General features: G+C 50.1%; 21 protein-coding genes and 1 tRNA gene. 10 read left to right on the top strand and 12 right to left on the bottom strand.

Features of this window, described 5'->3' with window-relative positions; all coding sequences use genetic code 11:
• Positions 1–95: 95 nt before the first annotated feature.
• Positions 96–170 (bottom strand) — tRNA-Gln (locus SLIP_RS02450).
• Positions 171–490: 320 nt separating this feature from the next.
• On the opposite strand from SLIP_RS02450, the gene SLIP_RS02445 reads away from it, so the two are divergent.
• The 9 genes from SLIP_RS02445 (at position 491) to SLIP_RS02405 (ending at position 12,659) form a co-directional block, all read left to right on the top strand.
• Positions 491–1,876 carry a sigma-54 interaction domain-containing protein gene (locus tag SLIP_RS02445; RefSeq protein WP_013174690.1) on the top strand — a complete coding sequence of 462 codons (1,386 nt, stop codon included), beginning with the start codon at positions 491–493 and terminating at the stop codon, positions 1,874–1,876.
• 339 nt (positions 1,877–2,215) lie between these two features.
• Positions 2,216–3,073: a 3-hydroxyacyl-CoA dehydrogenase family protein gene (locus SLIP_RS02440; protein WP_013174689.1), complete on the top strand. Its 858-nt coding sequence runs from the start codon at positions 2,216–2,218 to the stop codon at positions 3,071–3,073.
• 11 nt (positions 3,074–3,084) lie between these two features.
• Positions 3,085–3,864: an enoyl-CoA hydratase/isomerase family protein gene (locus tag SLIP_RS02435; RefSeq protein ID WP_013174688.1), complete on the top strand. Its 780-nt coding sequence runs from the start codon at positions 3,085–3,087 to the stop codon at positions 3,862–3,864.
• Between the two features lie 33 nt (positions 3,865–3,897).
• Positions 3,898–5,046, top strand: a complete 1,149-nt coding sequence (locus SLIP_RS02430; protein WP_013174687.1) for an acyl-CoA dehydrogenase family protein — start codon at positions 3,898–3,900, stop codon at positions 5,044–5,046.
• A 51-nt stretch (positions 5,047–5,097) separates the two neighbouring features.
• Positions 5,098–6,441: an acetyl-CoA hydrolase/transferase family protein gene (locus tag SLIP_RS02425; RefSeq protein WP_013174686.1), complete on the top strand. Its 1,344-nt coding sequence runs from the start codon at positions 5,098–5,100 to the stop codon at positions 6,439–6,441.
• 203 nt (positions 6,442–6,644) lie between these two features.
• Positions 6,645–7,847, top strand: a complete 1,203-nt coding sequence (locus SLIP_RS02420) for a thiolase family protein (protein ID WP_013174685.1) — start codon at positions 6,645–6,647, stop codon at positions 7,845–7,847.
• 329 nt (positions 7,848–8,176) lie between these two features.
• Positions 8,177–10,912 carry a sensor domain-containing diguanylate cyclase/phosphohydrolase gene (locus SLIP_RS11925; protein WP_013174684.1) on the top strand — a complete coding sequence of 912 codons (2,736 nt, stop codon included), beginning with the start codon at positions 8,177–8,179 and terminating at the stop codon, positions 10,910–10,912.
• A gap of 64 nt (positions 10,913–10,976) precedes the next feature.
• A complete protein-coding gene (locus SLIP_RS02410) occupies positions 10,977–11,726 on the top strand; it encodes an SIR2 family NAD-dependent protein deacylase (protein WP_013174683.1) in 750 nt (249 codons plus the stop codon).
• A 279-nt stretch (positions 11,727–12,005) separates the two neighbouring features.
• Positions 12,006–12,659, top strand: a complete 654-nt coding sequence (locus SLIP_RS02405; protein ID WP_013174682.1) for a CBS domain-containing protein — start codon at positions 12,006–12,008, stop codon at positions 12,657–12,659.
• A 146-nt stretch (positions 12,660–12,805) separates the two neighbouring features.
• Here SLIP_RS02405 and SLIP_RS02400 read toward each other — a convergent pair whose 3' ends face one another.
• The 6 genes from SLIP_RS02400 to SLIP_RS02375 form a co-directional block, all read right to left on the bottom strand.
• The gene (locus tag SLIP_RS02400; RefSeq protein WP_013174681.1) at positions 12,806–14,134 is read right to left on the bottom strand and encodes a pyrimidine-nucleoside phosphorylase; all 1,329 of its coding nucleotides are present in this window, start codon (positions 14,132–14,134) and stop codon (positions 12,806–12,808) included.
• 6 nt (positions 14,135–14,140) lie between these two features.
• The gene (locus SLIP_RS02395; protein WP_013174680.1) at positions 14,141–15,316 is read right to left on the bottom strand and encodes a phosphopentomutase; all 1,176 of its coding nucleotides are present in this window, start codon (positions 15,314–15,316) and stop codon (positions 14,141–14,143) included.
• Between the two features lie 356 nt (positions 15,317–15,672).
• The gene (gene xerD / locus SLIP_RS02390; protein ID WP_013174679.1) at positions 15,673–16,563 is read right to left on the bottom strand and encodes a site-specific tyrosine recombinase XerD; all 891 of its coding nucleotides are present in this window, start codon (positions 16,561–16,563) and stop codon (positions 15,673–15,675) included.
• Positions 16,564–16,633: 70 nt separating this feature from the next.
• Positions 16,634–16,897, bottom strand: coding sequence for a hypothetical protein (locus tag SLIP_RS02385; RefSeq protein ID WP_013174678.1), 264 nt, complete (start codon positions 16,895–16,897; stop codon positions 16,634–16,636).
• Between the two features lie 21 nt (positions 16,898–16,918).
• On the bottom strand, positions 16,919–17,536 hold the full coding sequence (gene spoIIM, locus SLIP_RS02380) for a stage II sporulation protein M (RefSeq protein WP_013174677.1): 618 nt from the start codon (positions 17,534–17,536) through the stop codon (positions 16,919–16,921).
• A gap of 318 nt (positions 17,537–17,854) precedes the next feature.
• Positions 17,855–18,655: an enoyl-CoA hydratase/isomerase family protein gene (locus tag SLIP_RS02375; RefSeq protein WP_013174676.1), complete on the bottom strand. Its 801-nt coding sequence runs from the start codon at positions 18,653–18,655 to the stop codon at positions 17,855–17,857.
• Between the two features lie 291 nt (positions 18,656–18,946).
• Between SLIP_RS02375 and SLIP_RS02370 the strand changes: the two genes are divergently transcribed.
• Complete coding sequence (locus SLIP_RS02370; protein ID WP_013174675.1) at positions 18,947–20,674, top strand: sigma-54 interaction domain-containing protein; 1,728 nt, start codon at positions 18,947–18,949, stop codon at positions 20,672–20,674.
• 32 nt (positions 20,675–20,706) lie between these two features.
• Here SLIP_RS02370 and SLIP_RS02365 read toward each other — a convergent pair whose 3' ends face one another.
• From SLIP_RS02365 to SLIP_RS02345, 5 genes are all read right to left on the bottom strand, one after another.
• Positions 20,707–21,525, bottom strand: a complete 819-nt coding sequence (locus SLIP_RS02365; RefSeq protein ID WP_041432641.1) for a DUF2889 domain-containing protein — start codon at positions 21,523–21,525, stop codon at positions 20,707–20,709.
• 156 nt (positions 21,526–21,681) lie between these two features.
• Positions 21,682–22,215 (bottom strand): gamma carbonic anhydrase family protein, encoded by a 534-nt coding sequence (locus SLIP_RS02360; protein WP_013174673.1) that lies wholly within the window; start codon positions 22,213–22,215, stop codon positions 21,682–21,684.
• 53 nt (positions 22,216–22,268) lie between these two features.
• Positions 22,269–23,048, bottom strand: coding sequence for an enoyl-CoA hydratase/isomerase family protein (locus SLIP_RS02355; RefSeq protein ID WP_013174672.1), 780 nt, complete (start codon positions 23,046–23,048; stop codon positions 22,269–22,271).
• A gap of 126 nt (positions 23,049–23,174) precedes the next feature.
• Complete coding sequence (locus SLIP_RS02350; RefSeq protein WP_013174671.1) at positions 23,175–23,954, bottom strand: enoyl-CoA hydratase/isomerase family protein; 780 nt, start codon at positions 23,952–23,954, stop codon at positions 23,175–23,177.
• Positions 23,955–23,986: 32 nt separating this feature from the next.
• Positions 23,987–24,736, bottom strand: a complete 750-nt coding sequence (locus tag SLIP_RS02345; protein ID WP_013174670.1) for an SDR family NAD(P)-dependent oxidoreductase — start codon at positions 24,734–24,736, stop codon at positions 23,987–23,989.
• Positions 24,737–24,746: the final 10 nt, after the last annotated feature.

The raw sequence follows: 24,746 nt of genomic DNA, 5'->3' as shown, positions 1-24,746 counted from the left end.
GACTTTAGACCTCCCGCTATCCTGCTTGCACGGCAACCTATATCCGAGCCCAACTATAAAATAAAGTGTGCGTTCACGCACACCCTTATCGCCAATGGCTGGGGCGGAAGGATTCGAACCCTCGAATGCTGGAGTCAGAGTCCAGTGCCTTACCGCTTGGCGACGCCCCATTCACTTGAAGATTGATGTTCACACGTTGATTTTACAGAAAACCAGCCTTTCCGTCAAGGTCCAGTTCTTCGCCATGTAAACCTTGTCAAGTGTGCAGCAAATTACTAATTTCACAATAGTTGTATATACGCAACCGCGTGTGCTAGCATATAGTTAACGGGTTAATTAATTGGGTCGCAAAGATAACGGGAGACAACGCGGCTCATTTTGTCAGGATAGAGAGAATAAAGAGACAGAGAATCAGGAGTCACAGCAACCGAGGCGAGGGGGGAATTTAAAAAATGTTGCGCACCTTGGTGGGCGAAAGGGGTGGAGGCTCGTGGAAGGGTGGCCATCAGATTTTGTCCAGATCGTGGCTGCATTGGTGCAAAACCCTTATATGGGGATCGTTATCGTCGACAAGAACGGGTATGTTACGGTCGCCAATGACACTTATATCCATATCGTTGGAAAAACCCGTGATGAAGTTATCGGCAAGTACATCATGGACGTTACGTCTAACTCTCAACTCCCAAAGATACTGGAAACCGGCGAAGTTCACATCGCCGATTACTGGCCCTGTAACGGTCACGACCTCATCGTTACCAGGTTCCCCATATACAACAAGGAAGGCGACCTCATAGGAGCTGTAGGCAAGAGCCTGTTTTTGGACCTTGGGGATGCCAAGGCCTTGGCCAAAAAAGTGGCGGACCTGGAAGAAGAACTGGCTTTTTATCGGGATGCCATAAAAAGTGTATTCAGCCCCAAGTACTGCTTTGATGTGATCGTAGGCAAGAGCAGCAAAATGGCGCGGCTCAAGTCTATGGCCGAACAGGTCGCCCAAACCGGCTCTACGGTTCTCATTACCGGGGAAAGTGGGACCGGTAAAGAACTGTTTGCCCACTCCATTCATCGTTCCAGCCCTAGAGCTCACTATCCTTTCGTGCGGGTAAACTGCGCGGCTTTGCCGGAACACCTGTTGGAATCTGAGCTTTTCGGTTACGAAGAAGGGGCATTTACCGGAGCCCGCAAAGGTGGAAAACCAGGTAAGTTCGAGCTTGCCAATAAAGGAACTATTTTTCTCGATGAGATCGGGGACATGCCTCTGCCTATGCAGGCTAAACTCCTCACCGTCTTGCAGGAGCGCGAGTTTGAAAGGGTGGGAGGCACTAAGCCTGTTCGCGTGGACGTCCGCATAATCGCTGCCACCAACTGCAATTTAGAAAACTTAGTTGAGCAGGGCAAGTTTCGTGCTGACCTGTATTACCGGTTGAACGTCGTAGTGCTCGATATCCCTCCACTGCGCGAACGTCTCGAAGATATCCCGCTCTTAGTTCAGGCTATTCTGCCTCGTCTCAACCAGCGTCTTAACACCAATGTGACGAACGTATCTTCAGAAGCAATCCAATTGCTTAGAAAGTACCACTGGCCGGGTAACGTCCGCGAACTAGAAAACCTCTTGGAACGCGCTATTAACTTGGCCGACCTTAATAATGAAAAGCAGTTGACTGCAAAGCACTTCCCGTCTTTGCAGAAGCAGAACATAGAGAATATCCTTATCGATAAGAAGGGCGAAACTTTGGCCGATGCGGTTGAACAGCTGGAAAAAGAGATGATAAGACAGGTGCTTAAACAAACTAATTATAATAAGGCCCAGACCGCAAAGCTTTTGGGCCTGCATGGTTCAGTACTGTATCGCAAATTGAAAAAGTACAATCTCGGATAAACACTAGCAAAAAAGGATGATCGGATCCATCATTTCCGTTAATCTCACCGAATCGTAGGCCTCGACACCTCTCCCGTTTTGAGAGAGTCTCTCAAATTGAGATAAGATTTTCGGACTTAAGGCAAGCTTGACAAATAGAACAGCATAAGCTCGGAACCCCGAGCTTATGCTGTTTTTTTCTCCTCTCGCTGCTGCACTGGGTATGTTGGCACGGTTATTGCTCCACGGTTTCGACAGGAACGGTTAGAACCCATATCGGGAAGGAGGGGAAAGGGGCGAAATCGATAAAGTTGCCACTTCGTCTTACAAAAACCTGAACAGCCTAAGGGAGGTATTGGGATGGAATTCAAAGCTATAGGAGTATTGGGAGCAGGCACCATGGGAGCAGGTATTGCTCAGGTCTGTGCAGAAGCCGGGTTTAAAGTGGTACTCGTGGACATAGCCCCCGAGTTTGTGGACAAGGCAGTAAAGGGCATGAACAAGAACTGGAGCAAGGCTGTGGAAAAGGGCAAGATGGCAGCCGATCAAGCCGAAAAGCTTAACGCCTTGGTCACAACCAGTACCGATAACGCCGCTTTCAAGGATTGCGACATAGTAATAGAAGCAATTGTCGAAAACATCGATATCAAGAAAAAGGTATTTAAGCAACTCGGAGAAATATGCGGTCCGGACGCTATACTGGCGAGCAACACCTCAGCCCTGAGTATAACCGAGATTGCGGCAGCCACCAACCGCCCAAACAAGGTGGTAGGGATGCACTTCTTCAACCCGGTACCGGTTATGAAGTTAATAGAGGTTATCCCCGGAGCCGAAACCACGGATGATGTCGTGGAAGCGGTCATGGATCTATCTCGCAAGATTGGTAAAGAGCCGGTAAGAGCTAAAGAATCCCCTGGTTTCATAGTCAACCGCATCCTGGTTCCGTACATCAATGAAGCAGCTATAGTTTATCAAGAAGGCATAGCTTCCGCTGAAGAAATCGATAAGGCCATGAAACTCGGTGCGAATATGCCGATGGGCCCGCTGGCTTTGTGCGACCTGGTAGGCATAGATGTGGTACTGGCTATTTGCGAGTATTACTGGAGAGAGTTCGGTGATTCCAAGTATCGCCCGTCCTTGGCCTTCCGGCAAAAAGTCAGAGCAGGACACCTGGGCATGAAGACCGGCAAGGGGTTCTATGATTACACCAAGAAGTAGGGGGTGAAACCGTGGAGTTTGAAACCCTACTGTATGAGAAAGATGGCAATATAGGCATTATAACCTTGAATCGGCCCAAGTTCTTCAATGCTTTGAACGACGTATTGATGAGAGAATTGGGCCAGCTCATCGACCAGATTGCCGCTGACGACGAAGTGAAAGCGGTGATTATTACGGGCGGGAGTAAGGCTTTCGCAGCCGGGGGAGATATAGCCTACATGCTGGACGCGGACTCCCTAAAAGCAGAAGCTTTTATAGCCCTCTGCCATCAAACCATCGACAAGATAGCTAATCTGCCCAAACCGGTAATAGCAGCCATCGCTGGCCTTGCCCTGGGCGGCGGCTGCGAGCTGGCTATGGGGTGTGACATCAGAATTGCGGCTGAAGGCACGACAATAGGGCAGCCGGAAATTAACCTTGGCATCATGCCGGGTGCAGGTGGGACCCAGCGTCTAGCCAGGCTTGTAGGCGAGGGATGGGCGAAGCAATTGATATTCACCGGAGATCCGATCGATGCCCAGACCGCCTTAAGTATAGGGTTGGTAACTAAAGTGGTCCCCCTCGAGAGCCTTATGGACGAAGCTAAGAAAATAGCCAAAAAACTGGCTGGCAAGGCTCCGATTGCCATGAGAATGGCCAAGACTTGTATCAACTATGGGGGTAGCGTAGACCTTCCATCCGGCCTGCTTTTTGAGCAAAAAACCTGGTCGTTCCTGTTCAGCACCGCTGACCAAAAGGAAGGTATGAAAGCTTTCCTGGAAAAGAGAAAACCGGTATTTCAAGGCAAGTAACCCGAGAATGAGCCAGTTTAGGAGGGAATAGAGATGGATTTTAGATTTACCGAAGAACAAGAAATGATGCGTAGGATGGCTCGTGATTTCGCGGACAACGAAATCGTCCCCTATGCTCAAGAATGGGATGCCAAAGACGAGTTTCCCTGGGAATGCGTTAAGAAGATGCAAGAAGTAGGCTTGATGAACATCGGTGTGCCTGCCGAGTACGGCGGACCTGGCCTCGACCACGTTGCACAGAACCTGGTGGTGGAGGAAATAGCACGTGGAGACGCAGGTATCTGCACTACTATGGCCGCCAGCACCCTTTTGGCCGCTGACCCGGTATTGATCGCTGCTACCGACGAACAAAAGAAATGGTGGTACGGGCGTGAGCTCGAAGGGGTCATCGGAGCATTTTGCCTGACCGAGCCGGGTGCCGGTTCTGACGTAGCCGGGCTGTCCACCCGCTGCCAGAAGGTTGGCGACGAGTACATTCTGAACGGTACCAAGCAGTTCATCAGTAATGGTGGGGTAGCCGGGCAGTACACGGTCTTCGCAACCCTGGACAAGAAGCTCGGGCACAAAGGCATATGTGCTTTTATGGTTGACCGCGATACCCCTGGAATCTCGGTCGGCAAGAAAGAAGACAAGCTGGGCATTCGCAGTTCCAATACGACACAGGTGATATTCGAGGATGTAAAAGTACCGGCCAAGAACATGCTGGGCAAGGAAGGCGATGGTTTTAAGATCGCGATGAAGACCCTCGATATATCCAGGGCCTGCGTCGCGGCTATGGCCTTGGGAGTTGCCCAGGCCGCCTTCGAAGTCTCGGTTAAGTATGCCATGGAAAGGCAGCAGTTCGGCAAGCCCATCATCAGTTTCCAAGCCATCCAGTTTATGTTAGCGGATATGGCCCAGTTAATCGAAGCCGGGCGTCTACTGTACCTCGAAGCTTCCTGTAAACAGGATCAAGGATTGCCCTATACTGACGCCGCTTCCCTAGCCAAGTGCTTCTGCGGCGATGTGGCCATGAAGGTGGCTACTGATGCTGTACAGATCTACGGTGGTTACGGGTACACCAAGGAATACCCGGTAGAGAAGTATTTCCGCGATGCTAAGATAATGCAGATCTTCGAAGGAACAGCTCAAGTACAGCGGATAGTCATCGCCAACGACATCATCAGACGGTTTTCCAAGTAGCACATTCTAGAGGAGACTGTGATTTCCGATGTAAGGAGGGGTTGATGAGCCATGTTGAGTTACAAAGAAGAATACAAAAAGAAACTGGTACCCGTCGAGGAGGCCATGTCGGTAATCAAGTCTGGTGATCTCGTACACTACGGCGAGTTCGTCATGAACTCCCGTTACCTGGACGAATCCCTGGCAAAGCGGGTCCCCGAGCTAGAGAACATTATCATAAGAACGGTGACCTGTCCTTTCCCGCCCAAGGCAGTCCTGGCAGATCCCGAAAGAAAACATGTAATTTATGACGATTTGCATTTCAGCGGGGCCAGCCGCAAGCTGCATGACCAGGGTCTGTGTAATTATTTACCCCTAACCTATCACGAGGTCCCCTCGTTCTATGAACGAGGATACATCAAGCCAGATGTATCCCTCATCATGGTCACACCCATGGACGAACACGGTTTCTTCAACTTGGGTACTTCTAACTCTATCACTCACGCCGCAGTCGACGCCGCCAAGGTCGTTATTGCCGAAGTCAATACTTCTGTCCCCAAGTGCCTGGGTGGAAACCGCGAGTGCTTGCATATCTCCGAAATCGACTATATTGTAGAAGGCCCCAATTATCCAATGATTGAGGTGCCCCCTGCTCCGGTAAGTGAAGTAGACAAGAAAGTGGCTGAAATCATAATGCAAGAAATTCACGACGGATCTTGCCTCCAGCTCGGAATCGGCGGCATGCCCAACGCGATTGGAGCCATGATTGCCCAGTCCGACCTTAAAGACCTGGGCGTCCATACCGAGATGCTGGTGGACTCCTTTGTCGACATGTACGAAGCCGGGCGTATTACCGGACGGCGCAAACAGATCGACAAAGGTAAAATGGTCTATACGTTTGCTATGGGAACCAACAAGCTCTACGAGTTCATGAACAACAACCCGGTTTGTGCCAGTTATCCGGTAAACTACACGAACAACCCCTTCGTCATCGGTCAAAATGATAACATGGTCTGCATCAACAACGCCGTACAAGTGGATCTGTACGGACAAGTAGCATCTGAATCGTCTGGTCCTCGACACATTTCCGGAACCGGCGGCCAGCTCGACTTCATCTTCGGTTCGTACAAATCCAAAGGCGGTAAAGGCTTCATTTGCCTCAGCTCGACCTACAAAGATGATCAGGGTAACATCAAATCGCGCATCGTGCCAACTTTAGAACCGGGTACCATCGTTACCGTACCCAGGACCATAAACTTCTACGTGGTAACCGAATACGGCATTGCCAACATGAAAGGTAAATCCACCTGGGAACGGGCCGAAGCCCTGATTGAAATAGCTCACCCGGACTTTCGCGATGAGCTCATCAAAGAAGCAGAGGGCCTCAGGATATGGGTGAGGAGTAATAAGATTTAGCTGATGTTTCGCACTTATTTACGAGCCGGTTTCCAGAGAAGTTTTTACTTCTCTGCTCAGTTACCTCCCCGTATTATAGTCGTCGGGCAGTGAGCCGCGCCGCTGTCCGACCCTATCCCTTTTTTTAAACATCTGGCCGGAAACGAGCACGTTCCGGCTGATCCTTAGTACTAAATTCTTATCTTGTGAGGAGGTAGGTTTGAATGATTAACGAAGTCGTAATGGTCAGTGCATGCCGCACGGCCATAGGAGATTTTATGGGAAGCCTGAAAGATTTGAAAGCCAATGACCTGTCAGCAATAACCGCGACCGAAGCACTGAAAAGAGCCGGAATCCAGCCGGAAATGGTTGATAGTCTTGTTTTAGGCATGTGCCTCCACCACGGTAACGATTCCGGGCCAGCGCGCCAGGTAGCTATGGCGATTGGCATGAGACATAGCAGCTGGGCCTGCATGGTCAATCAGAATTGCGCCTCCGCCATGCGCGCCCTTGAAATCGCAGCCAACGAGCTCATGCTGGGCAAGAGCGAGATAAGCCTGGTTGTGGGAACGGAAAGCATGACCAACGTGCCGTACATTCTGCGTAAAGCCAGATTCGGCTATCGCTTGTTTGACGGTGACAAGGCCGAGGACGCTATGATCTGCGATGGCCTGTTTGACAAAATGGTACCCGGACACATGGCGATCACGGCCGAAAATGTTGCCGAAAAGTACGGAATAACTAGGGAAGAATGCGATGAGCTAGCGCTGTTGAGCCATACCCGTGCCCTTAAGGCCAACGCCGAGGGTATCTTCGCCCGGGAGATTGTGCCGGTGGAGATCAAGACCAAGAAAGGAGTCAAAGTAGTTGACAAAGACGAACATCCTATGGATACAAGTCTAGAAAAATTAGCCCAGCTACCTCCGGTCTTCAAGAAAGGCGGCGTAGTCACAGCCGGTAATGCCTCCGGTATCAACGACGGTTCTGCGGCGGCGGTCCTCATGACCAAGAAGAAGGCCGAAGAACTCGGCATCAAACCCTTAATGAAGCTTCTATATGTATGCAGTGAAGGAGTTGACCCCAAGTTTATGGGCTTAGGACCGGCAGTAGCTATTCCTAAGGTTCTGAATAAAGCGGGGTTGAAGTTCGAGGATGTGGAATACTGGGAAATCAACGAAGCTTTTGCCGCTCAGTGGCTGGGAGTCGGCCGGATGCTTAAGGAGGACTTCGGAATCGAGCTCGACCTCGACAAGGTCAACCATAACGGCTCCGGCATCGGTCTCGGCCATCCCGTGGGCTGTACCGGCCTTCGTATTCAAGTATCCATGTACTACGAAATGGAAAGGCTCGGTTTGACCATCGGCGGAGCTTCACTCTGCGTGGGTGGTGGACCGGCAATGGCTGCCCTCTGGACCCGGGACATATAACCTAAGGGTGCGCTGCATTCAAATAAATACACCCTCCTTACGGGCAACGGCGTTTCTACAAATCAGTCGTTGCCCCTTTTTTTATCTCGATTCCTCATTCCGGAATGTCGAACATTGACGAATATTTGTGGAAGATCCAGGCAGGTTTTCTTCCTCTGATTGTAGAACACGTAGGTAGCAGTTTGATTTTATTGCCAGTTCGTCAGGGCAGCCTTCACCTCGTGGTTACTACTGTCTTTGAGTTAACGGAACTGTTGTGCTCCGGCTGCCGAGGACCCGCGTAATAAGTAGATTTTCACTACTGTGCTCACGGTGGAGGTGAACTGCTTTTGCAGCCGAGAGATGACACAATCCAAACCATACTTGACACCATTGAAGACGGCTTTTTTGAGGTGGACCTCGCAGGGAACATGCTGGTCTGTAACCGGGCATTGGCCCGGATAATCGGCTATCCCGTCCCAGAACTCTTGGGTAAGAATTACACCGAATATATGAAAGCTGAGACTGCTCAACTGGTTTACAAGGTTTTTAGCGGCGTCTTTCTCACCCGTGAGCCGGTAAGAGGCTTCGAATGGGAGCTCTTGCGCCCAGACGGTTCCACGCTTTGGGTAGAAACCTCAGTCAGCCCGGTTATCAATGGCGACGGTAGAATAGCAGGATTTCGCGGGGTTCTGCGGGATATCTCGGCTCGCAAGAAGGCCGAACAGCTTTTGGACCACCAGTTGCAGTTTGAAAAGCTTCTAGCTCATATCAGTCAGGTTCTGTTTTTATCCAACGAAGCCAACCTCGACTCCTGCATAGAACTAGCTCTGGCCAAATTAGGTGAATTCGTGGGTGCAGACCGCAGCTACCTGTTTCTTTTTTCTGCTGACATGAGGACCACCAGCAATACCCACGAGTGGTGTGCTCCCGGAATTTCACCACAGAAACACAACCTGCAAAAGCTGCCAGCCGAAGTCTTTTCCTGGTGGATGAAACAACTTTACACTGAACCTTACCTGTACATCCCGAGTGTGTCCGAACTCCCCCCCGAAGCCGAGGTCGAAAGACAACTCCTGGAGATGCAGGACATACAATCCCTCATAGTCGTGTCTGTACCGGGTCACGGGGGTAATTTGCTGGGCTTTCTGGGCTTCGACGCGGTCAGAGAAAAAAGAGAGTGGCACGAGGACAGCATCCGGTTATTATCTATGGCTGCTCAATGCATTGCCCACGCTATCCAGCGTTGCCGGTCGGACCGAATTATACACGAATCCGCCCGGTTGCTACAGGATATCGTAAACTTTTTCCCCGATCCCTTCTTTGCCATCGACGCCGAAGGAAAGGTTACAGTCTGGAACCAGGCTATGGAACAACTTAGTGGGGTCAAGGCTGGTGAAATCATCGGTAAAGGTGACTACGAATACGCCTTGCCTTTTTACGGCTGCCGCCGGCCATTGCTGGCCGATCTCGCCTTGTCTTATGATAGTGAAACGGTAGAACTGTACGACAAGCTACTACATATCGAAGACCAAACCTTGACTGTTGAAACCAAGGTCCCGATGCTAGATGGAAAAACGCTCTGGGCTAAAGCCAAGCCCATCTATGACCGAAAGGGCAAAATCAAGGGGGCAGTCCAGTCCCTCCGGGATATAACCTATAGGGTTCAGATGGAAGAACAGCTGAAAAACACCTTGTCCGAACTAGAGGCTGTAATGGAGGCCTTACCCGATCTCTACCTCAGGCTGAAAGCCGACGGCACCGTACTCGACATCAGGGCCGGTTACAACGCTGCCCTGGATCTAGACTACGCGCGAGCGGTTGGAAAGAACCTGCCGGAGGTTTTTGTCCCCAGCATAAATCGGGCCTTGGAACAAACCCTCTCCGAAGTCATCCAAACCCGGAAGGCTGGTGTTACCCAGTTCAGCTGTTCTAATTCGGACGAGCGTTATTTTCAGGCTCACGTAGTCCCGCTTTTCGGGGATCAAGCTGTAGCCGTCATAAGGGACGTGACCGAACACCACAAGTATACAAAGTACCTGCAGGAGATAAGCCTGTACGATAACCTAACTAAGGTGCACAACCGCCACGCTTTTCAACAAGAACTCGAGAGGATACAGACCCTATCGGAGACCTTTCCTATGGGGATCATGGTTTGCGACGTTGATGGCCTCAAGCTGGTCAATGACGTCTTGGGCCACCTGGCGGGCGACCGCCTGCTCGAAGTCTTTGCCCAGCTCTTGAAAAGTTGTTTTGAAAATAAAGCCAAGATATTCCGCACCGGAGGAGACGAGTTCGTGGCTATCTTTCCCCTGCACGACCACCAAGACATGGAAACCAGATATGCCGAACTCTATCAAGCCGTTGATTTGTACAACTCGACTAATCCGGACTTGCCCCTAAGTATATCAGCAGGGGTTGGGCTGTGCCAAGAGCCGGGTCCTGCAGTCCAAGATGCTCTGGAAAGAGCGGACAATAACATGTATCAAGCTAAACTGCGCCAGTATAAGGGTAGCCACCTGTACCTGAAACAAACTTTAATGCACGCTTTGGCCGAACGTGACTTTTTGGCCCAAGGGCACGGAGACCGACTGCAAAAGACTCTTCTTCTTTTGGCCAGAGCGGTGGGCATGCCTTCTAGCCGCCTGGATGACTTCCGTCTCATGGCGTATTTCCACGACATCGGCAAAATCAGGGTTCCTCAACACATCCTGATGAAACCGGGCCCCCTAACTCCTGAAGAAAAGAGAGAAGTAGCAAAACACTGCACCGTCGGCCATCGTATCGCCTTGTCCGCTCCGGAGTTGGTTCCTATAGCCGAGTGGATACTCCACCACCATGAACGCTGGGACGGCTCGGGGTATCCGCTGGGCTTGAAAGAAACCGCCATACCGCTGGAGTCGCGGATATTTGCTATTGCCGATGCTTACGATGCCATAACCAACGATCGTCCCTATCGGAAAGCCCGCTCCTCCGCCGAGGCTGTGGCAGAACTCAGGGCCTGTGCCGGAACCCAGTTTGATCCTGAACTGGTTAATCTGTTCATATCCGTAGTTCTGCCGGCTATTGAATCCTCGTTTTCATAATGGAGACATAGCGGATTTGTGCTCGCATGCCGTAAAGCTATAATTATAGATGGAGGTGAAGTGAGTGGATCGCGAGCAAGCGATAAGCCGCATCGTAGACCTCATGTCTAAATCTAAAAATACGGTAGTCGTGACCGGTGCCGGCATCAGCACCGAGGCAGGTATACCGGATTTTCGCGGGGAAAAAGGCATATACCGGACTCTATGTGAACAGCGGGTAATGAACATCATAAACATCGATGCTTTCAAGCGCAATCCCGAAGCCTTTTACGAGTTCTACCGTAAACACTTTATGTTCCCGCCCGTAGAGCCCAGTAAAGCCCATTTTATGCTGGCCGAACTGGAAAAACGCGGCTTCGTTAAAGGTATCGTCACCCAGAACATCGATAACCTGCATCAAAGGGCCGGCAGTCGGAACGTGATACCCATCCACGGTAACGGTGACCGTTTCATTTGTACTCGCCACGGCTGCGGCCATGTTCATCCGGCGAGTTATATCGAGGCTTACCCTGAACTAGTTCCGCTTTGCGAAAAATGCGGGGGCATACTGAAGCCGGATGTAGTGCTGTTCGGCGAGCACATCCATCACTATTTCGACGCCCGCGACCTCATTTTGAGAGCCAAATTACTTGTCGTCATAGGTTCCTCGTTAACTGTGTATCCGTTGGCCGGTTTTGTTAAGGAGTTTTCCACCTTCTATCAAGACTTGGTCATAATCAACAAAGGCCGTACCGAACTAGACCACGCGGCCTTGGTAAAGGTCGATACCGACAACACCGGGGCGGTTTTAGAAGAAATCAACCGCAGGCTGTGACCAAAGCCAGAGCCACAGATGTACGCAGATGAGCCAAGATTTGCACTGATGTTTATTGGACGCTGATTCACGCAGACCCTCATGACTCTTGAAAGAGTCACCACTAGAGAATGAAAATGGAACTGTGGAGGAGTCTTGGAGCGAGCTGGCTAACACTCCGTCGGCAAAATGTTTTTCGAGGCATGTCACCCTGCTGAGTATTGTTGAAGCCGGTAGAAGGTAAATAGCCAACTCACGGCGAAGGATAAAATGTACAAGATTAAAGGAGGGAGTTGCCCGGTGAAAGTCAAGTACTACATGAGCACCGATGTTAAGACCATAAGTCCCGATGCTTCTGTCATCGACGCCTTCGTTCTAATGAACCGGAACAACATTCGCCGGCTTCCAATCGTGGAAAACGGTAAACTGGTAGGAATAGTGACCCTGAGCGACTTAGAGAATGTCCCCATTAACAAGCCTACCACTCTCAACTTCTTCGGGACCAGTTACCTGTTGGAAAAAACTTTGCTGCGGGATATCATGCCCGAGAATCGAGAAGTCATAACGGTTGGCCCGGACGATTACCTGGAGACAGCCGCGGCTTTGATGAGGGAACACGTGATCGGTGCCTTGCCCGTACTGGAAAATGACAAGATAGTGGGCATTATTACTGAGACCGACATTTTCGACGCTTTTACCCGTATCATGGGGTTCGGAAACAAGGACACCACCCGTATCGATATGAAACTGGTCGACCGCCCCGGAGAGCTGGCCCGCATCGCCAACATCATCAGCGATTTAGGTGGCAACATCGCAAACATTGTACGGATCGACTTGCCGGGTGATGATAAAGTGCACCTGGTCTTGCGTATAACCTGCTCTGACCCGTCTGCAGTTGTTTCCAGGCTCAAAGAGTCCGGGTTCGAAGTAGAAAACGTAAACGGCAAGGAGTAGCATTATTTTTGACGCTGATTAACGCAGACCCTTTTAAAGCTTCCATTTCCAGACTTTTTATAAATCACAAGTGTTCTTTATGGCACGTTTCTGCTGGCTAAAACATGTTCACCCAAAACTTATTGCGTAAATCTGTCTCTGACCTTTCATACGTATCTTATGACCTCGTCTTGGGTTACTACGCCCAAAATCAACGGGCGTTTTGGCGGCGGCTGCTGGTCCAGCCGGTAAGCCTGGGCCAGCATTGCCCGCGCGGTTTCCAGCCGGTAAGGGTCGTTAGCGTGAATTACAGCCAGAGCCTGCCCGGAGCGCACACTGTCTCCTTTCTTACGTCGCAAAACAACGCCCACTGAATGGTCTATACGTTCTCCGGCCCGTTCTCTCCCGGCTCCTAGCCTCATAGTTGCCAAGCCCACCTGCTCAGCATCTATGTCAGTTACATATCCGTCTGAAGGCGACGGCACACTTACCTGCAGGCTAGCCCGAAAATAATCTTGAGGCCGGTCCAAGCACCTCGCGTCTCCTCCCTGAGCGATAACCATTTCCCGGAATTTCTCAAACCCGGCCCCGCTGGTCAGGTTTTTCTGCACCAGTTCTCGAGCCGACGCGAAGTCCCCAACCCTTCCCCCTACCAGTAGCATGTAAGAGGCCAAGGTAACTGAAAGTTCGGTAAGATCCGGGGCTCCCTCTCCTTTCAAGGTCTTAACTACTTCCTCTATCTCCAGGGCATTCCCTACCGCGCACCCGAGAGGCTGGTCCATGTCGCTCAGAACCGCCACGACTTCACGACCGGCCTTAAATCCTATATCCACCATGAGCTGGGCCAGCTGAAACGCCTGGTCCAAGTCTTTCATGAATGCCCCTTTCCCCACCTTTACATCCAGCACTATACCGCGAGCTCCTGCTGCCAGCTTCTTGCTCATAACGCTGGAAGCTATGAGCGGTATGCTGTCAACGGTGGCGGTTACATCCCTTATGGCGTAAAGCTTTTTATCTGCAGGCACCAGATTGCCAGACTGAGAAATTACCGCAGCCTTTACCCTGTTTACCTGCTGAACGAATTCAGCCACGTCTATTTCAACTTTGAATCCAGGTATGGATTCCAGCTTATCGATGGTTCCCCCGGTGTGCCCCAAGCCCCGGCCGGACATCTTGGGCACCGGGACTCCGGCAGCTGCGGTCAAAGGCACTGCCACCAAAGTAGTTTTGTCCCCTACCCCGCCGGTGCTGTGTTTATCTACAGGTATCCCTTGCACTTTACTCAGGTCAACTGTATCTCCGGAGTGAGCCATGGCCAGCGTAAGGTCAGTGGTTTCGCGCTCGTTCATCCCTTGGAAGTACACCGCCATAGCCCAGGCCGCTATCTGGTAATCAGGGACATTGCCGTTGGCTATACCCTTGACCAGGAACTCTATCTCTTCTTTCGAAAGCTCGCCTCCATCCCGCTTTTTCTTGATGATGTCGTATGCGTTCACAGCCGCTCACCTCCTTATCAAAGGCGCAAAACTCAGTCCTGGTAACCCTTCTGCCTTTACCCCTAAAAGCTCAGCAACGGTTACACCTAAGTCCGCGAAAGTTTCCCTGGTCCCTATATCCACACCAGCACGTATCCCGCCCCCGTAAACAAGAACCGGAACGTACTCCCGCGAATGGTCGGTGCTGGCAGTGGTGGGGTCACAGCCATGGTCGGCCGTGATGACCAGGATGTCTTCGCTTTTCATGCTATCCATCAACCGAGGCAAAAATTCATCGAACTCCTCTAAAGCCCGGGCATAACCTTCGACGTCGTTCCGGTGTCCATACTTCATGTCAAAATCAACCAGGTTAGCAAAAGCCAGCCCTTTGAAATCCTCTTTCACCAACTCCAGAATGACTGCCATCCCCTCGCGGTTGTCGGCTGTAGGGCGGCTTGCAGTTATACCTTGCCCGACGAAAATATCGTTGATCTTGCCCACGGCGATGACATCCAGCCCGGTACCCGCCAGGTAATCCAGCGCCGTCGGTCCCGGCGGTTTCAGAGAAAAGTCATGCCTTCGTTCGGTGCGGACGAAATGCCCTGGTTGTCCCACAAAAGGTCGAGCAATAACCCTCCCCACTGCATGCTCTCCTACCAAAATCTCCCTCGCGATACGGCACATCTCGTACAGTTGTTCAACGGGGATTACCTCTTCGTGGGCTGCTATCTGAAACACGCTGTCGGCAGAAGTGTACACGATGGGAAAACCGGTCGCCATGTGTTCTTGGCCCAGTTCTTCAATTACCACCGTGCCTGAAGCCGGTTTGTTGCCAAGTACCTGCCGCCCTATGCGTTGCTCGAAAGCTTCTATTACTTCAGGCGGAAAGCCATGAGGATACGTAGGAAAAGGCCTCGTGAGTATTATTCCCATGAGTTCCCAATGACCCGTGGTAGTGTCTTTCCCGCAGGATTTCTCGGCCATCCTTCCATAAGCCCCTGCCGGCGTAGTGCTGCGGTCGTATCCCGGCAGGTCTACCAACCGGCTCAAGCCGAGCCTTGCCAGATTCGGTACCTTTAAACAACCCCTGACAGCAGCGATATTCCCCAGGGTGTTGCTTCCTTCATCCCCGTATTCCGCCGCGTCAGGCAAAGCACCTATACCAGCACTGTCCAAGACAACAAGAAATATCCTGCGGGCCATGAACACTTCTCCTTTCCTAACGAACACTCCTAAGTAACCGGCTAAACCTTATTGGTAAAAATAATCACACCGTCTTGTAACACCAACTATATCACAGACTTCTTCTTGCCAACATCCCATTTCCGAGCCCCGAGCCCCGATCTCCTACCTCTAACTTCCAACTTCCATTCTAACCTCCCGCCTCAATTCCAACCTCCAACCACCCATTTCTAACTCCCATATGACCTCTCAACTTCAATTCTAACTTCCTACTTCCGGCCTCTAACTTCTATTCCGGCCTCCAACCTCCATTTAGCCTCCAGCCTCCAACTTCTAACTTCCATTCTAACCTCCTACCTCGGGCCTCTAACCTCCATTTATGCCCGCGGGTGGCTCTTCTCGTATACTTCCCTCAACCGGCTCTTGGTCAAATGGGTATAGATCTGGGTTGTACTGATATCTGCATGTCCTAACATTTCCTGAACAGCTCTCAGGTCTGCTCCATTTTCCAAGAGATGGGTAGCGAAAGAATGGCGGAGCGTGTGAGGATGAATCTCTTTTTCTATCCCCGCCTGTCGCGCGTAACCGTTCAGTATCTTCCAGAACCCTTGCCGGCTAAGTTTTTTCCCCTTGGCGTTGACGAAGAGCGTCCTTTCTAAAGAACTCTTGACCAGGTGATTCCGGGACCTGGATATGTACCTCTCCACCCAAAAGACCGAAGTCTTGTTTACAGGAACGATACGTTCCTTTCGACCTTTACCTAAACAGCGTACGAAGCCGGCAACCAGGTTAATATCCTCTAATTGCAAGGCCAGCAGTTCCGACACCCTGAGCCCTGTGGCATACATGAGCTCCAGCATGGCCCTGTCTCTTATACCGCGAACGGTCACCGGATTAGGCTGCTCCAGAAGCTTTTCCACCTCAGAGACAGAAAGAACCCTGGGCAGGCGGCGAACCACTTGCGGGCTCTCGATGTTATCGGTGGGGTTGGTCAAAATGTACCTCTCCTTCTGCATAAAACGAAAAAACGATTTCAGAGCCGATAAGGTTCGGGCCAGGCTAGAGTAAGCCCTACCGCCCTTGAGCAGCCATCCGAGAAAATCTACCACGTCGTGCCGCTTAACCTGACTAATATCGGAAATACCGCGCTCCTTTTCGCAGTAAACCAGAAAGCTTCCGATATCGCGTCGATAGGCTTGCAGAGTATTTTCCGACAAGCCCCGCTCAAAATTAAGGTATCCTATGAACAGCCCTAAGTATTCCTCCATGGTTCACCTCTCCGGGCATCAGCTATATTACTAGACTAATTACACGGAAGGTGACCCGTTTCCTGCCCTTTCATTCCTTTTCTTGATAATAAAAGTCTTGTAACTTGACCACAAACTGGTCCACCACCTCGGTAAACTTCGTTTTGGGGTTGTTTTCCACTCGCATCGGGTTTCCGGTCGGTGTCTCGTCTTTGGTCCAACCAAAGAACACAGGCCTGTGGTCACCCAAAAAAGCCATGATTTGAGGAACAAGAACAGCAAATGCCAGAATAACTACCAATATCTTGGCCAGGTTAACCATCTTTCTTCTCCAACCTTTGATAACAATTACCAATCGCTTCGACCTCCCTTTCGGCTATTTCACCACCAGACTTAGCAACCACGGGGAGAGAAAAGCCTCAATGAATGCGCCCAGCAATAGAATGAGCAAGAACAGAAGCATTGCTCCGGTATAAGTCACTAACCCCTGTCCCAAAGCTAAACCGCGACTGAACCTTCCCCGCACCAAGTAAACAGAGAAATTGATACCTATGACAGCCCAGGCAACAGTAAGCGGAACATAAAGCAGGTTTTGGGGAAAGACAGAGGCCAACGATATCAGGCCGCCAAGCCAGGCCTTTTCCCTAACGAGAAATCCCACTGTAAACCCTAAGGAAAAACCCTTGAAGAAAATGATAGCCAGGATAAACGGCACTCCGATGACGGTTAGCCCCAGAAACCATATCAGCCCCACTGCTCTGGTCTGGTTAAAAAATGCCGTCAAAAAAAGCCTGTAGCCTTCTCCTTCTCGAGAAGCAGTCACTCCCCCTTTTAGAAAACCGTCTATAATTTGGATGAGGTGATTTCTTGTACCCCCTGCCAGGTTAGCCGCATTGATCTCCCCCAACATAACTCCAACCAGAAAGACCAGCGATATAACCGTATACTGCCATGCATTCCTTACTATATGTTGTTTTACGAGGTTTTTGATCATGGCCCAATCCCCTCATCCAACTCCTTGGGACAGTCTATGGTGAAATCTTCAGCATTATGCCTGACGACGATTGCTTATCCCCTGGCCTGATTCAGCAGAAGAGCCCCACAACGTCAGGGTTTATAAAAGCACGTTGTTTGAATTTGTCACGCCCAGCATCTTGGCACCGTGAAGTATTTTTAAATTGGCCACCAATACAAAAGAAAAACCTCAGGGTTTAACATCCTGAGGTCGGCAAATGATGCTCGTCTGTCTACTCCGACAATATAACAATGGGAAATCCGGGAAATTAAACCGCTAATAAATACATAAGGTAAATCACTTGGACACAAATCTTGGCTTTCTCTTCTCTAGGAACGCGTTGACTCCTTCTAGGAAGTCTTGTGTTTTGGCACATTCAAATTGGTACTCGACTTCGTTTTCCACGTAAGTTTCGAAATCTGAAAAGACATATCGGTTCATCAGGGTTTTCATCCTTCTGATTGCTTCTCCGGGGGCCTTGGCCAAATCCTCGGCCAATTTCAGGGTTTCATGTTCCAGGTCGTCAAGAGGTACAACTTTAGTCAATAGCCCCATCGCCCTAGCTTCCTCAGAAGTAATCGTTCTTCCAGTCATGATGAGCTCCGTCGCTTTCCCTACTCCTATTAAACGGTTAAGAATGAACGTGCCACCCGCATCTGGAATCAGCCCGACATTAACGAAGGCCTGGATAAATCTACAATTGTCAGCGGCAATTCGAAAGTCACTTACCAAAGCTAAATTAAGTCCCGCACCTGCTGCAACTCCTTTCAAGGATGCGATTACCGGCTTTTCAATGTGTCGTATCTTTATAGCAGCGTCTCCTGCCACCCGGGCCATGTTCTTGATCAAGAAGGGTATATCGTCGGGGCCGGCTTCCATTATACTTTGAAGATCTGCTCCCGCACAAAAAGAGTTGCCTTCGCCAGAAAGCACTATCACTTTCACTTCTTTGTCTTCCTCGCATGCACTTAGCATACTACGGAGCTCCTGCAGCATGGCGAGGTCCACCGAATTAAGCCTTTTGGGATTGTCCAGGGTAATTTCGGCCACACAACCCGATTTCTTATACTTCACCTTGGTGAATTCCACTGTTCTCACCCATCCCTCTTTCGTAATGATTTACAACCGGTATTTATGAAAGTAGAACGATTCTCTAACCACCCCATTACAAGAAACGTGCCATATCCGTCTTAGGTATTTGTAATTACAGCGAACAAAGGAGAATTCGGGCCTGCGGCGGGATACCAAAACACCGTAGCAGTAAATCGTCACGGCTTTTGATCATTCGCGGCTGAGATCAAGTTTCACCACATCAATCGGCAGTCTCAAAATTGAAACCAGTGTGTTATAATTTTATTGATACTTGGGCTACGAAAGGTGGCGTTATCTTTGAAAGCCGAGCGTCCAAGTCTCCCTCAGGGATTGAGTGTAGACAATCTGACTCCTGCAGCTGTCATAAATAGAAATGGAATCATAGAGTGGAGCAACAGCTCTGTCGATGTTCCTTGTCTCCCCGTCGGCAGGAATATAAGTGATGTTGTGCCTGACCTACCGACAGATGATATTCTTGGGGCGAATGCGCAGGTCAAGGTTCATATAGACGGGGTCGAGTACCTGCTTACCAGCTACCCGGATATTGATCAACAGACGACTGTCGTACTCTTGGAGAACATCGATGTCTTGAAGGCGCGCTTGAGTTTCTATATTGATCATTATGAGATATTGCAGGGTTTACTTGATAGTCCTTACGAAGGGTATGCGTATGTGGACGAGCACGGTGTGATTCGTTATGTGAATAATACCTTGGCTAAGTATTTCAACCTCAGTGTGGACCAGATAGTGGGACTCAACCACAAGGATTTTCCCCTGGATGAAAACCTTGATCAGGTGTTGAAGACGCGCGAGATCAAACCGTTAGGGGTAGTTACAGGGGTCGGCAACAAGCGAGCTATAGGTTCTATACGACCTGTGTACCGCAACGGGAGATTCGCCGGAGCATTGGGTCGATACTTTAGCATTGACATTAAGGATATTACCAAGTTTGGCGGGGAATACCTTAATTTGGTGGCAAGCATGGAACTCAGAGAGATTATCGCTGATATTGACGCGATTATGATGCAACTGCACTCATATAGAGAAGAATTCCAACGTCGACATGCAGCCCGCTTTAGCGTAGATAACATTGTGGGAAAAAGCTTCATGATGCAAGACCTGAAGAGAAAAGTACTGAAGATATCTAAGTCGCCGTCTTCGGTTTTAATAATGGGAGAGAGTGGAACGGGAAAAGAATTATTTGCCCAGGCGATTCATTTTCACAGTGACCGTTCATCTCATCCTTTGGTCATGGTCAACTGCGCTGCTATCCCTGAGAGCTTGCTAGAATCCGAGCTTTTTGGTTATGTTGAAGGTGCTTTTACAGGAGCTCGCAAAGGTGGGAAGCTGGGGAAATTTGAGCTTGCAAACCAAGGAACAATTTTCTTGGACGAAATCGGGGACATGCCCTTGTCTATGCAGGCTAAGCTTTTGCGAGTGCTTCAGGACCGGCAAATTGAACGGGTCGGAGGAGAACGTCCCGTCCCGGTAGATGTCAGAGTCATATCAGCAACTAACAAAGACCTAGCGACATTAGTTAAAGAAGGCTCTTTCCGCGCGGACCTGTATTACCGGCTCAACGTCGTTACCCTCCACATTCCACCGCTACGGGAGAGGAAAGAAGACCTACCGGACTTGGTAGACTATATCATCAGCGTTATGAATACTAAACTCCGCCGCAATGTGATAGGCGTCACCGAAGAGGCCATGGACTTGTTGATGCGCCATAACTGGCCGGGCAATGTTCGTGAACTGATTAACGTTCTGGAAGCAGCCATGAACTTTTGCGGAGGTGCCCTCATAGACGTCAAGGATTTGCCATCGTTTCTTCAATCGTATAAGGATGAACCCGCTGATATAGATAAAGATGCAACGTACCTCCAGGCAAGAATAGACAATGCAGAGAAAAAGGAATTGGTGTCGGTATTGGAGCAATGTCACGGCAACCGCAAGGTTGCGGCTGAGGTTTTGGGAGTATCGAAGGCCACGTTGTGGCGTCTGATGAAAAAACACGGGCTATTGTAAAAAACTGAACGGATTGCCAGTGGGTTCGTTTGCTACCCGTTGGCACCCGCGGCCCTTATCAGTCGACACGCATCGTAGACCAGCTCTGACAGATGTATGCACCCATCTCGGTGCCCTACGAGATAAATGATTTCTTTCTTCTTCATTTCTGCCAGGCTGTGTCCCACTAACTTCGGTAAGCCAGCCGCCCCGCTAACGCAAACCTTGTCGGGAATGCGGACATGTGCTGCCCTCGCGTCCAACACTACATTTCTTTCATCCAGCCGCAGTAGTATGTTGATCTCGTGATACGTGTCTATAAATGTCCCGGAGACAATCCCTCCATTATCACCTTTCTCGAAATTGAGTACGTGGCTACGATTAAATAGGTTACATTTGCGTTTTACCCCCGTCGCGTGTTGAGACCAGTCGCCCTCGACCTCATCTTGATGGCTGAAAGTATAACAGGTCTTATCATTAATCGCACACCAGTGATCGAAGTAATCCTGTTGAGTCGGATAACCACGCTCTTCGTATAAGAAAAACTCGGCCTGAATTATTCCTTTAACACACTCCGATATCAATTCCCGAGCAAGTTGCTGATCACGCCCAATAATGTTTTTGATGTTCGATCCGCTGTGGAGGTAGGCCTCTAAACCAGCTAATTCTGGAAACCCGTAATAGCCTGGCTGCTCATCCGTCGAGCGGTATACCTCGAGGCCAGCACCCCTTATCACAAAATCGGCCGCATTCGCTGTTATCCAGGCTGATGCCTCTTGAAAACTGCTTAAGTACGAACACTGGGATAGCAACGTTTTATCATCAAGCCGGTTAACAATCACATTTTGAACCAGATTGAAATGCTCAGCCACTTCGTCATCCCTCGCTTCTCCACTGCATAACTGTTGTGTGTCCTGCTGTTCCCTGCCTCTGTCATTTACCACGCTTGCACTGGGCCTACGGGTTGTAATCGGCAAAGCTCTGCTTGTCGGTTGCCATCCTGCCCTTAGGCCTGCCTGCGCGGATAATTACTTGTCAGGCAGCAAACGGTGCATGCCAATCCTGAGGTACTTCGCCGCCAAATCGATATACAATTGTTTTCCCCAGGACCACATGTCTATGTCTTTTTTCTCAATCCTGCGCACTGTTTTGGCTGGATTCCCAGCCACTACGACTTTTTCGGGAACTACCTGGTTCATCTTAACGACAGCTCCTTCTGCCACTATGGCTCCGGCACCTATTTTGGCGCCAATGCTAACAACTGCTCCCATGCCGACAACCGCAAAGTCACCGATTTCTTGGGCATGGATAATAGCCCCATGCCCAAGCGTGACTTTGTTCCCGATTTTGCCCACCTGCTGAGGAGGGACGTGAACAATAACCCCTTCTTCGACTGCCGTTCCCGTTCCTATTTCAATCCTACCGTAGTCGCCGCGGAGAATCGCGCCATGACCGATATAACAGTTATCTCCTATCTTCACGTCTCCAATTACTAAGGCAGTTTCGCTGACATAGCTGTCTTTCCCTACTTCAGGCTGTTTTCCATCAAACAAATACAGCAAAATCCGCTCCTCCTTAATCCCAGAAACCACACGTCTATTGCCGCTCGCCCCTTTTAACGGCCCTTAAAATTCGCCTTCCTTTTTTCGATAAAAGCATTTAGCCCTTCCTTGGCATCTTCGGTGCTGAAAAGAAATGCGACTGCTTTTTGCTCAAATGCAAGTCCGGAAGCAATATCGGTACTGATAGAATTATTTAAACATTGTTTCGCCACCCTGGTAGTAATCGGAGCCTTGGCGGCTAGCTTCATGGCCAATTTTTTGGCCTCGTCCATCAGGTCTTCCGGCTTCACTACCCTGGTTACTAAGCCTATTTTAAAGGCGGTCTCCGCATCGATAGGATCTCCAGTCATTATCATGTCCTTAGCCCATCCTATCCCTACCAGCCTCGTAAGCCTCTGAGTTCCTCCGGCTGCAGGAAAAATCCCCAAGTTAACCTCCGGAAATCCCAGTTTTGTTCCTTCAGCCGCTATGCGGATGTCGCATGCTAAAGCCAGCTCACAGCCCCCACCGAAGGCTAACCCGGCTATCGCAGCGATAACTGGCTTACTTAGATTAGCAACACTATCAAAGGCTTGGTGAAACTTCGCCATAACCCTTTCGCATTCTACAGGGTCAACCTTTGCCATGTAGGCTATGTCAGCTCCAGCCGCGAACGCTCTTGATCCGCCGGTTATGATGACACATTTGACTTCATCATCTGATTCAATCTCAGACATCAAGTATATAAGCTCATCCAGAGTATCTGGGCTGATTGCATTCAGCACCTTGGGACGGTTAAAAGTGATAATTCCGATACCGGACTCTTTTTCGTACAACATTGTTTTGAGTTCCATGATGTAACCTCCTTTTTATTATCACCCACATCAGGATGCAGAGACAGGGGCGTAGCAAGCCAATAAGTCGCAGACGTTACTTCTTACACATTACACAAAGCCAAGAATCGTCCCGCTCATCCAGGCTTACCTGCCGCGAAAGTCTGCAGCCCTTTTTTCAAGGAAGGCTTTAGTCCCTTCGCGGAGGTCATCCGTGTTAAACAAGATTGCGAAACATTTGGCTTCGTGTTCGAGCCCCTTCTCTATATCTAAACCTATGCCCACGTTTACGGCGCTCTTTATCATAGCCCGTGCCAAGGGCGCTTTTGCCGCAATCTGCTTCGCCATTTTCATCGATTCCTCTAAGAGGCTGCCATCCTCAACTACGCGGTTTACAAGCCCTAACCGGTACGCCTCTTCGGCCGGGACGGGCTCCCCTATCAACAACATTTCTTTGGCTTTTGATGCTCCGATTAACCTCGGCAACCTCTGAGTCCCACCTGCTCCGGGCAATACGCCAAGGTTAATCTCGGGCAGGCCGACTTTCGCGCTCCTGGATGCGATCCTGAGATCGCATGCCAAAGCCAGTTCCAGACACCCGCCCAGGGCAATCCCACCTATTGCAGCCATGGTAGCCTTAGAACTATTTTCGATGCGATTGAATACTTTCTGAATCCCACGAGACCAGACAAATGCATCATACGATTTTTCAATTTGGCTGACCTCCTTGATATTGGCCCCCGCCCCAAATAGTCTTTCTCCTCCCCAGAACACAGTCACTCCGATACTGTTATCGTTCTCGAGTTCGTCCAACAACTTACTTAACTCTGCCAGCATCTGATGACTCAAGGCGTTCATCTGTGAAGGATTATTTAACGTGACCAGTGCAACCGCACCATCGACATCCAGTTTTAAGGTCTCGTACATTTCTTCATTCCCCCTGACAAATCCTGTACAGGCTAAGCCCTCAACGCGGTGGTTAAACCGCCATCAACGATGATTATCTGCCCAGTAGTATAGCCGGCTTCGTCCGCCGCTAGTGCCAGCACGATGTGAGCTATGTCTTCGGGCAATCCCAAACGGCCGCCCGGGATAGATTTTGCCAGTTTTTCTTTTGCCTCCTTGGGCATGCCCTGGGTCATAGGCGTTTCCACCAAGCCAGGTGCGACGCAATTTACGGTGATGCCGTTTCTAGCCAACTCCAAAGCAGCTACCTTGGTCAAGCTCGCCACCCCAGCCTTTGCGGTAGAGTAAGCAGCCTGATAGGCATTTCCGAGATAAGCAGCCGAGCCGATGTTGACAATTCTTCCATATCTCTGTTGAGACATGGGGCCTAAGGCTGCCTGAATGCAAAATAAGGTCCCTTTGAGATTCACCCGGTGAACCCTGTCCCAATCCTCTTCAGATAACTTCTTAAGCGGAGCGTCAAATAGAATTCCAGCACAATTAACCAAAATATCTAATTTACCCCACTTTTCCACCGTAGCCTGAACTACGTTCTGGCAATTCTCCTTTGATGCCACATCACATTCTAAGGAAATCGCCTCTCTTCCTAGCTGCCTAATTGTATCAGCAACGCTATCGGCGCTTTTTTTGCTAATATCCACAACCGCCACTTTCGCGCCGTTTTTGGCCAAACTCATGGCAATTGCTTGTCCGATGCCACTTCCTCCTCCGGTAACCAACGCTACTCTGCCTTCCACCGTCATCGTCATACCA

The organism is Syntrophothermus lipocalidus DSM 12680 (assembly GCF_000092405.1).
In the GTDB taxonomy this organism is placed as follows: domain Bacteria; phylum Bacillota; class Syntrophomonadia; order Syntrophomonadales; family Syntrophothermaceae; genus Syntrophothermus; species Syntrophothermus lipocalidus.
The sequence above is the reverse complement of the archived record's forward strand: the minus strand, read 5'-3'. Positions and strand labels throughout refer to the sequence as shown.

Bases quoted from the DNA above. Each gene is read 5' to 3' on its own strand.
- SLIP_RS02420 (WP_013174685.1), top strand. From the start codon at position 6,645: ATGATTAACGAAGTCGTAATGGTCAGTGCATGCCGCACGGCCATAGGA.
- SLIP_RS02350 (WP_013174671.1), bottom strand. From the start codon at position 23,954: ATGTACGAGACCTTAAAACTGGATGTCGATGGTGCGGTTGCACTGGTC.
- SLIP_RS02355 (WP_013174672.1), bottom strand. From the start codon at position 23,048: ATGGAACTCAAAACAATGTTGTACGAAAAAGAGTCCGGTATCGGAATT.
- spoIIM (WP_013174677.1), bottom strand. From the start codon at position 17,536: ATGATCAAAAACCTCGTAAAACAACATATAGTAAGGAATGCATGGCAG.
- SLIP_RS02440 (WP_013174689.1), top strand. From the start codon at position 2,216: ATGGAATTCAAAGCTATAGGAGTATTGGGAGCAGGCACCATGGGAGCA.
- SLIP_RS02395 (WP_013174680.1), bottom strand. From the start codon at position 15,316: ATGGCCCGCAGGATATTTCTTGTTGTCTTGGACAGTGCTGGTATAGGT.
- SLIP_RS02425 (WP_013174686.1), top strand. From the start codon at position 5,098: ATGTTGAGTTACAAAGAAGAATACAAAAAGAAACTGGTACCCGTCGAG.
- SLIP_RS02430 (WP_013174687.1), top strand. From the start codon at position 3,898: ATGGATTTTAGATTTACCGAAGAACAAGAAATGATGCGTAGGATGGCT.
- SLIP_RS02345 (WP_013174670.1), bottom strand. From the start codon at position 24,736: ATGACGGTGGAAGGCAGAGTAGCGTTGGTTACCGGAGGAGGAAGTGGC.
- xerD (WP_013174679.1), bottom strand. From the start codon at position 16,563: ATGGAGGAATACTTAGGGCTGTTCATAGGATACCTTAATTTTGAGCGG.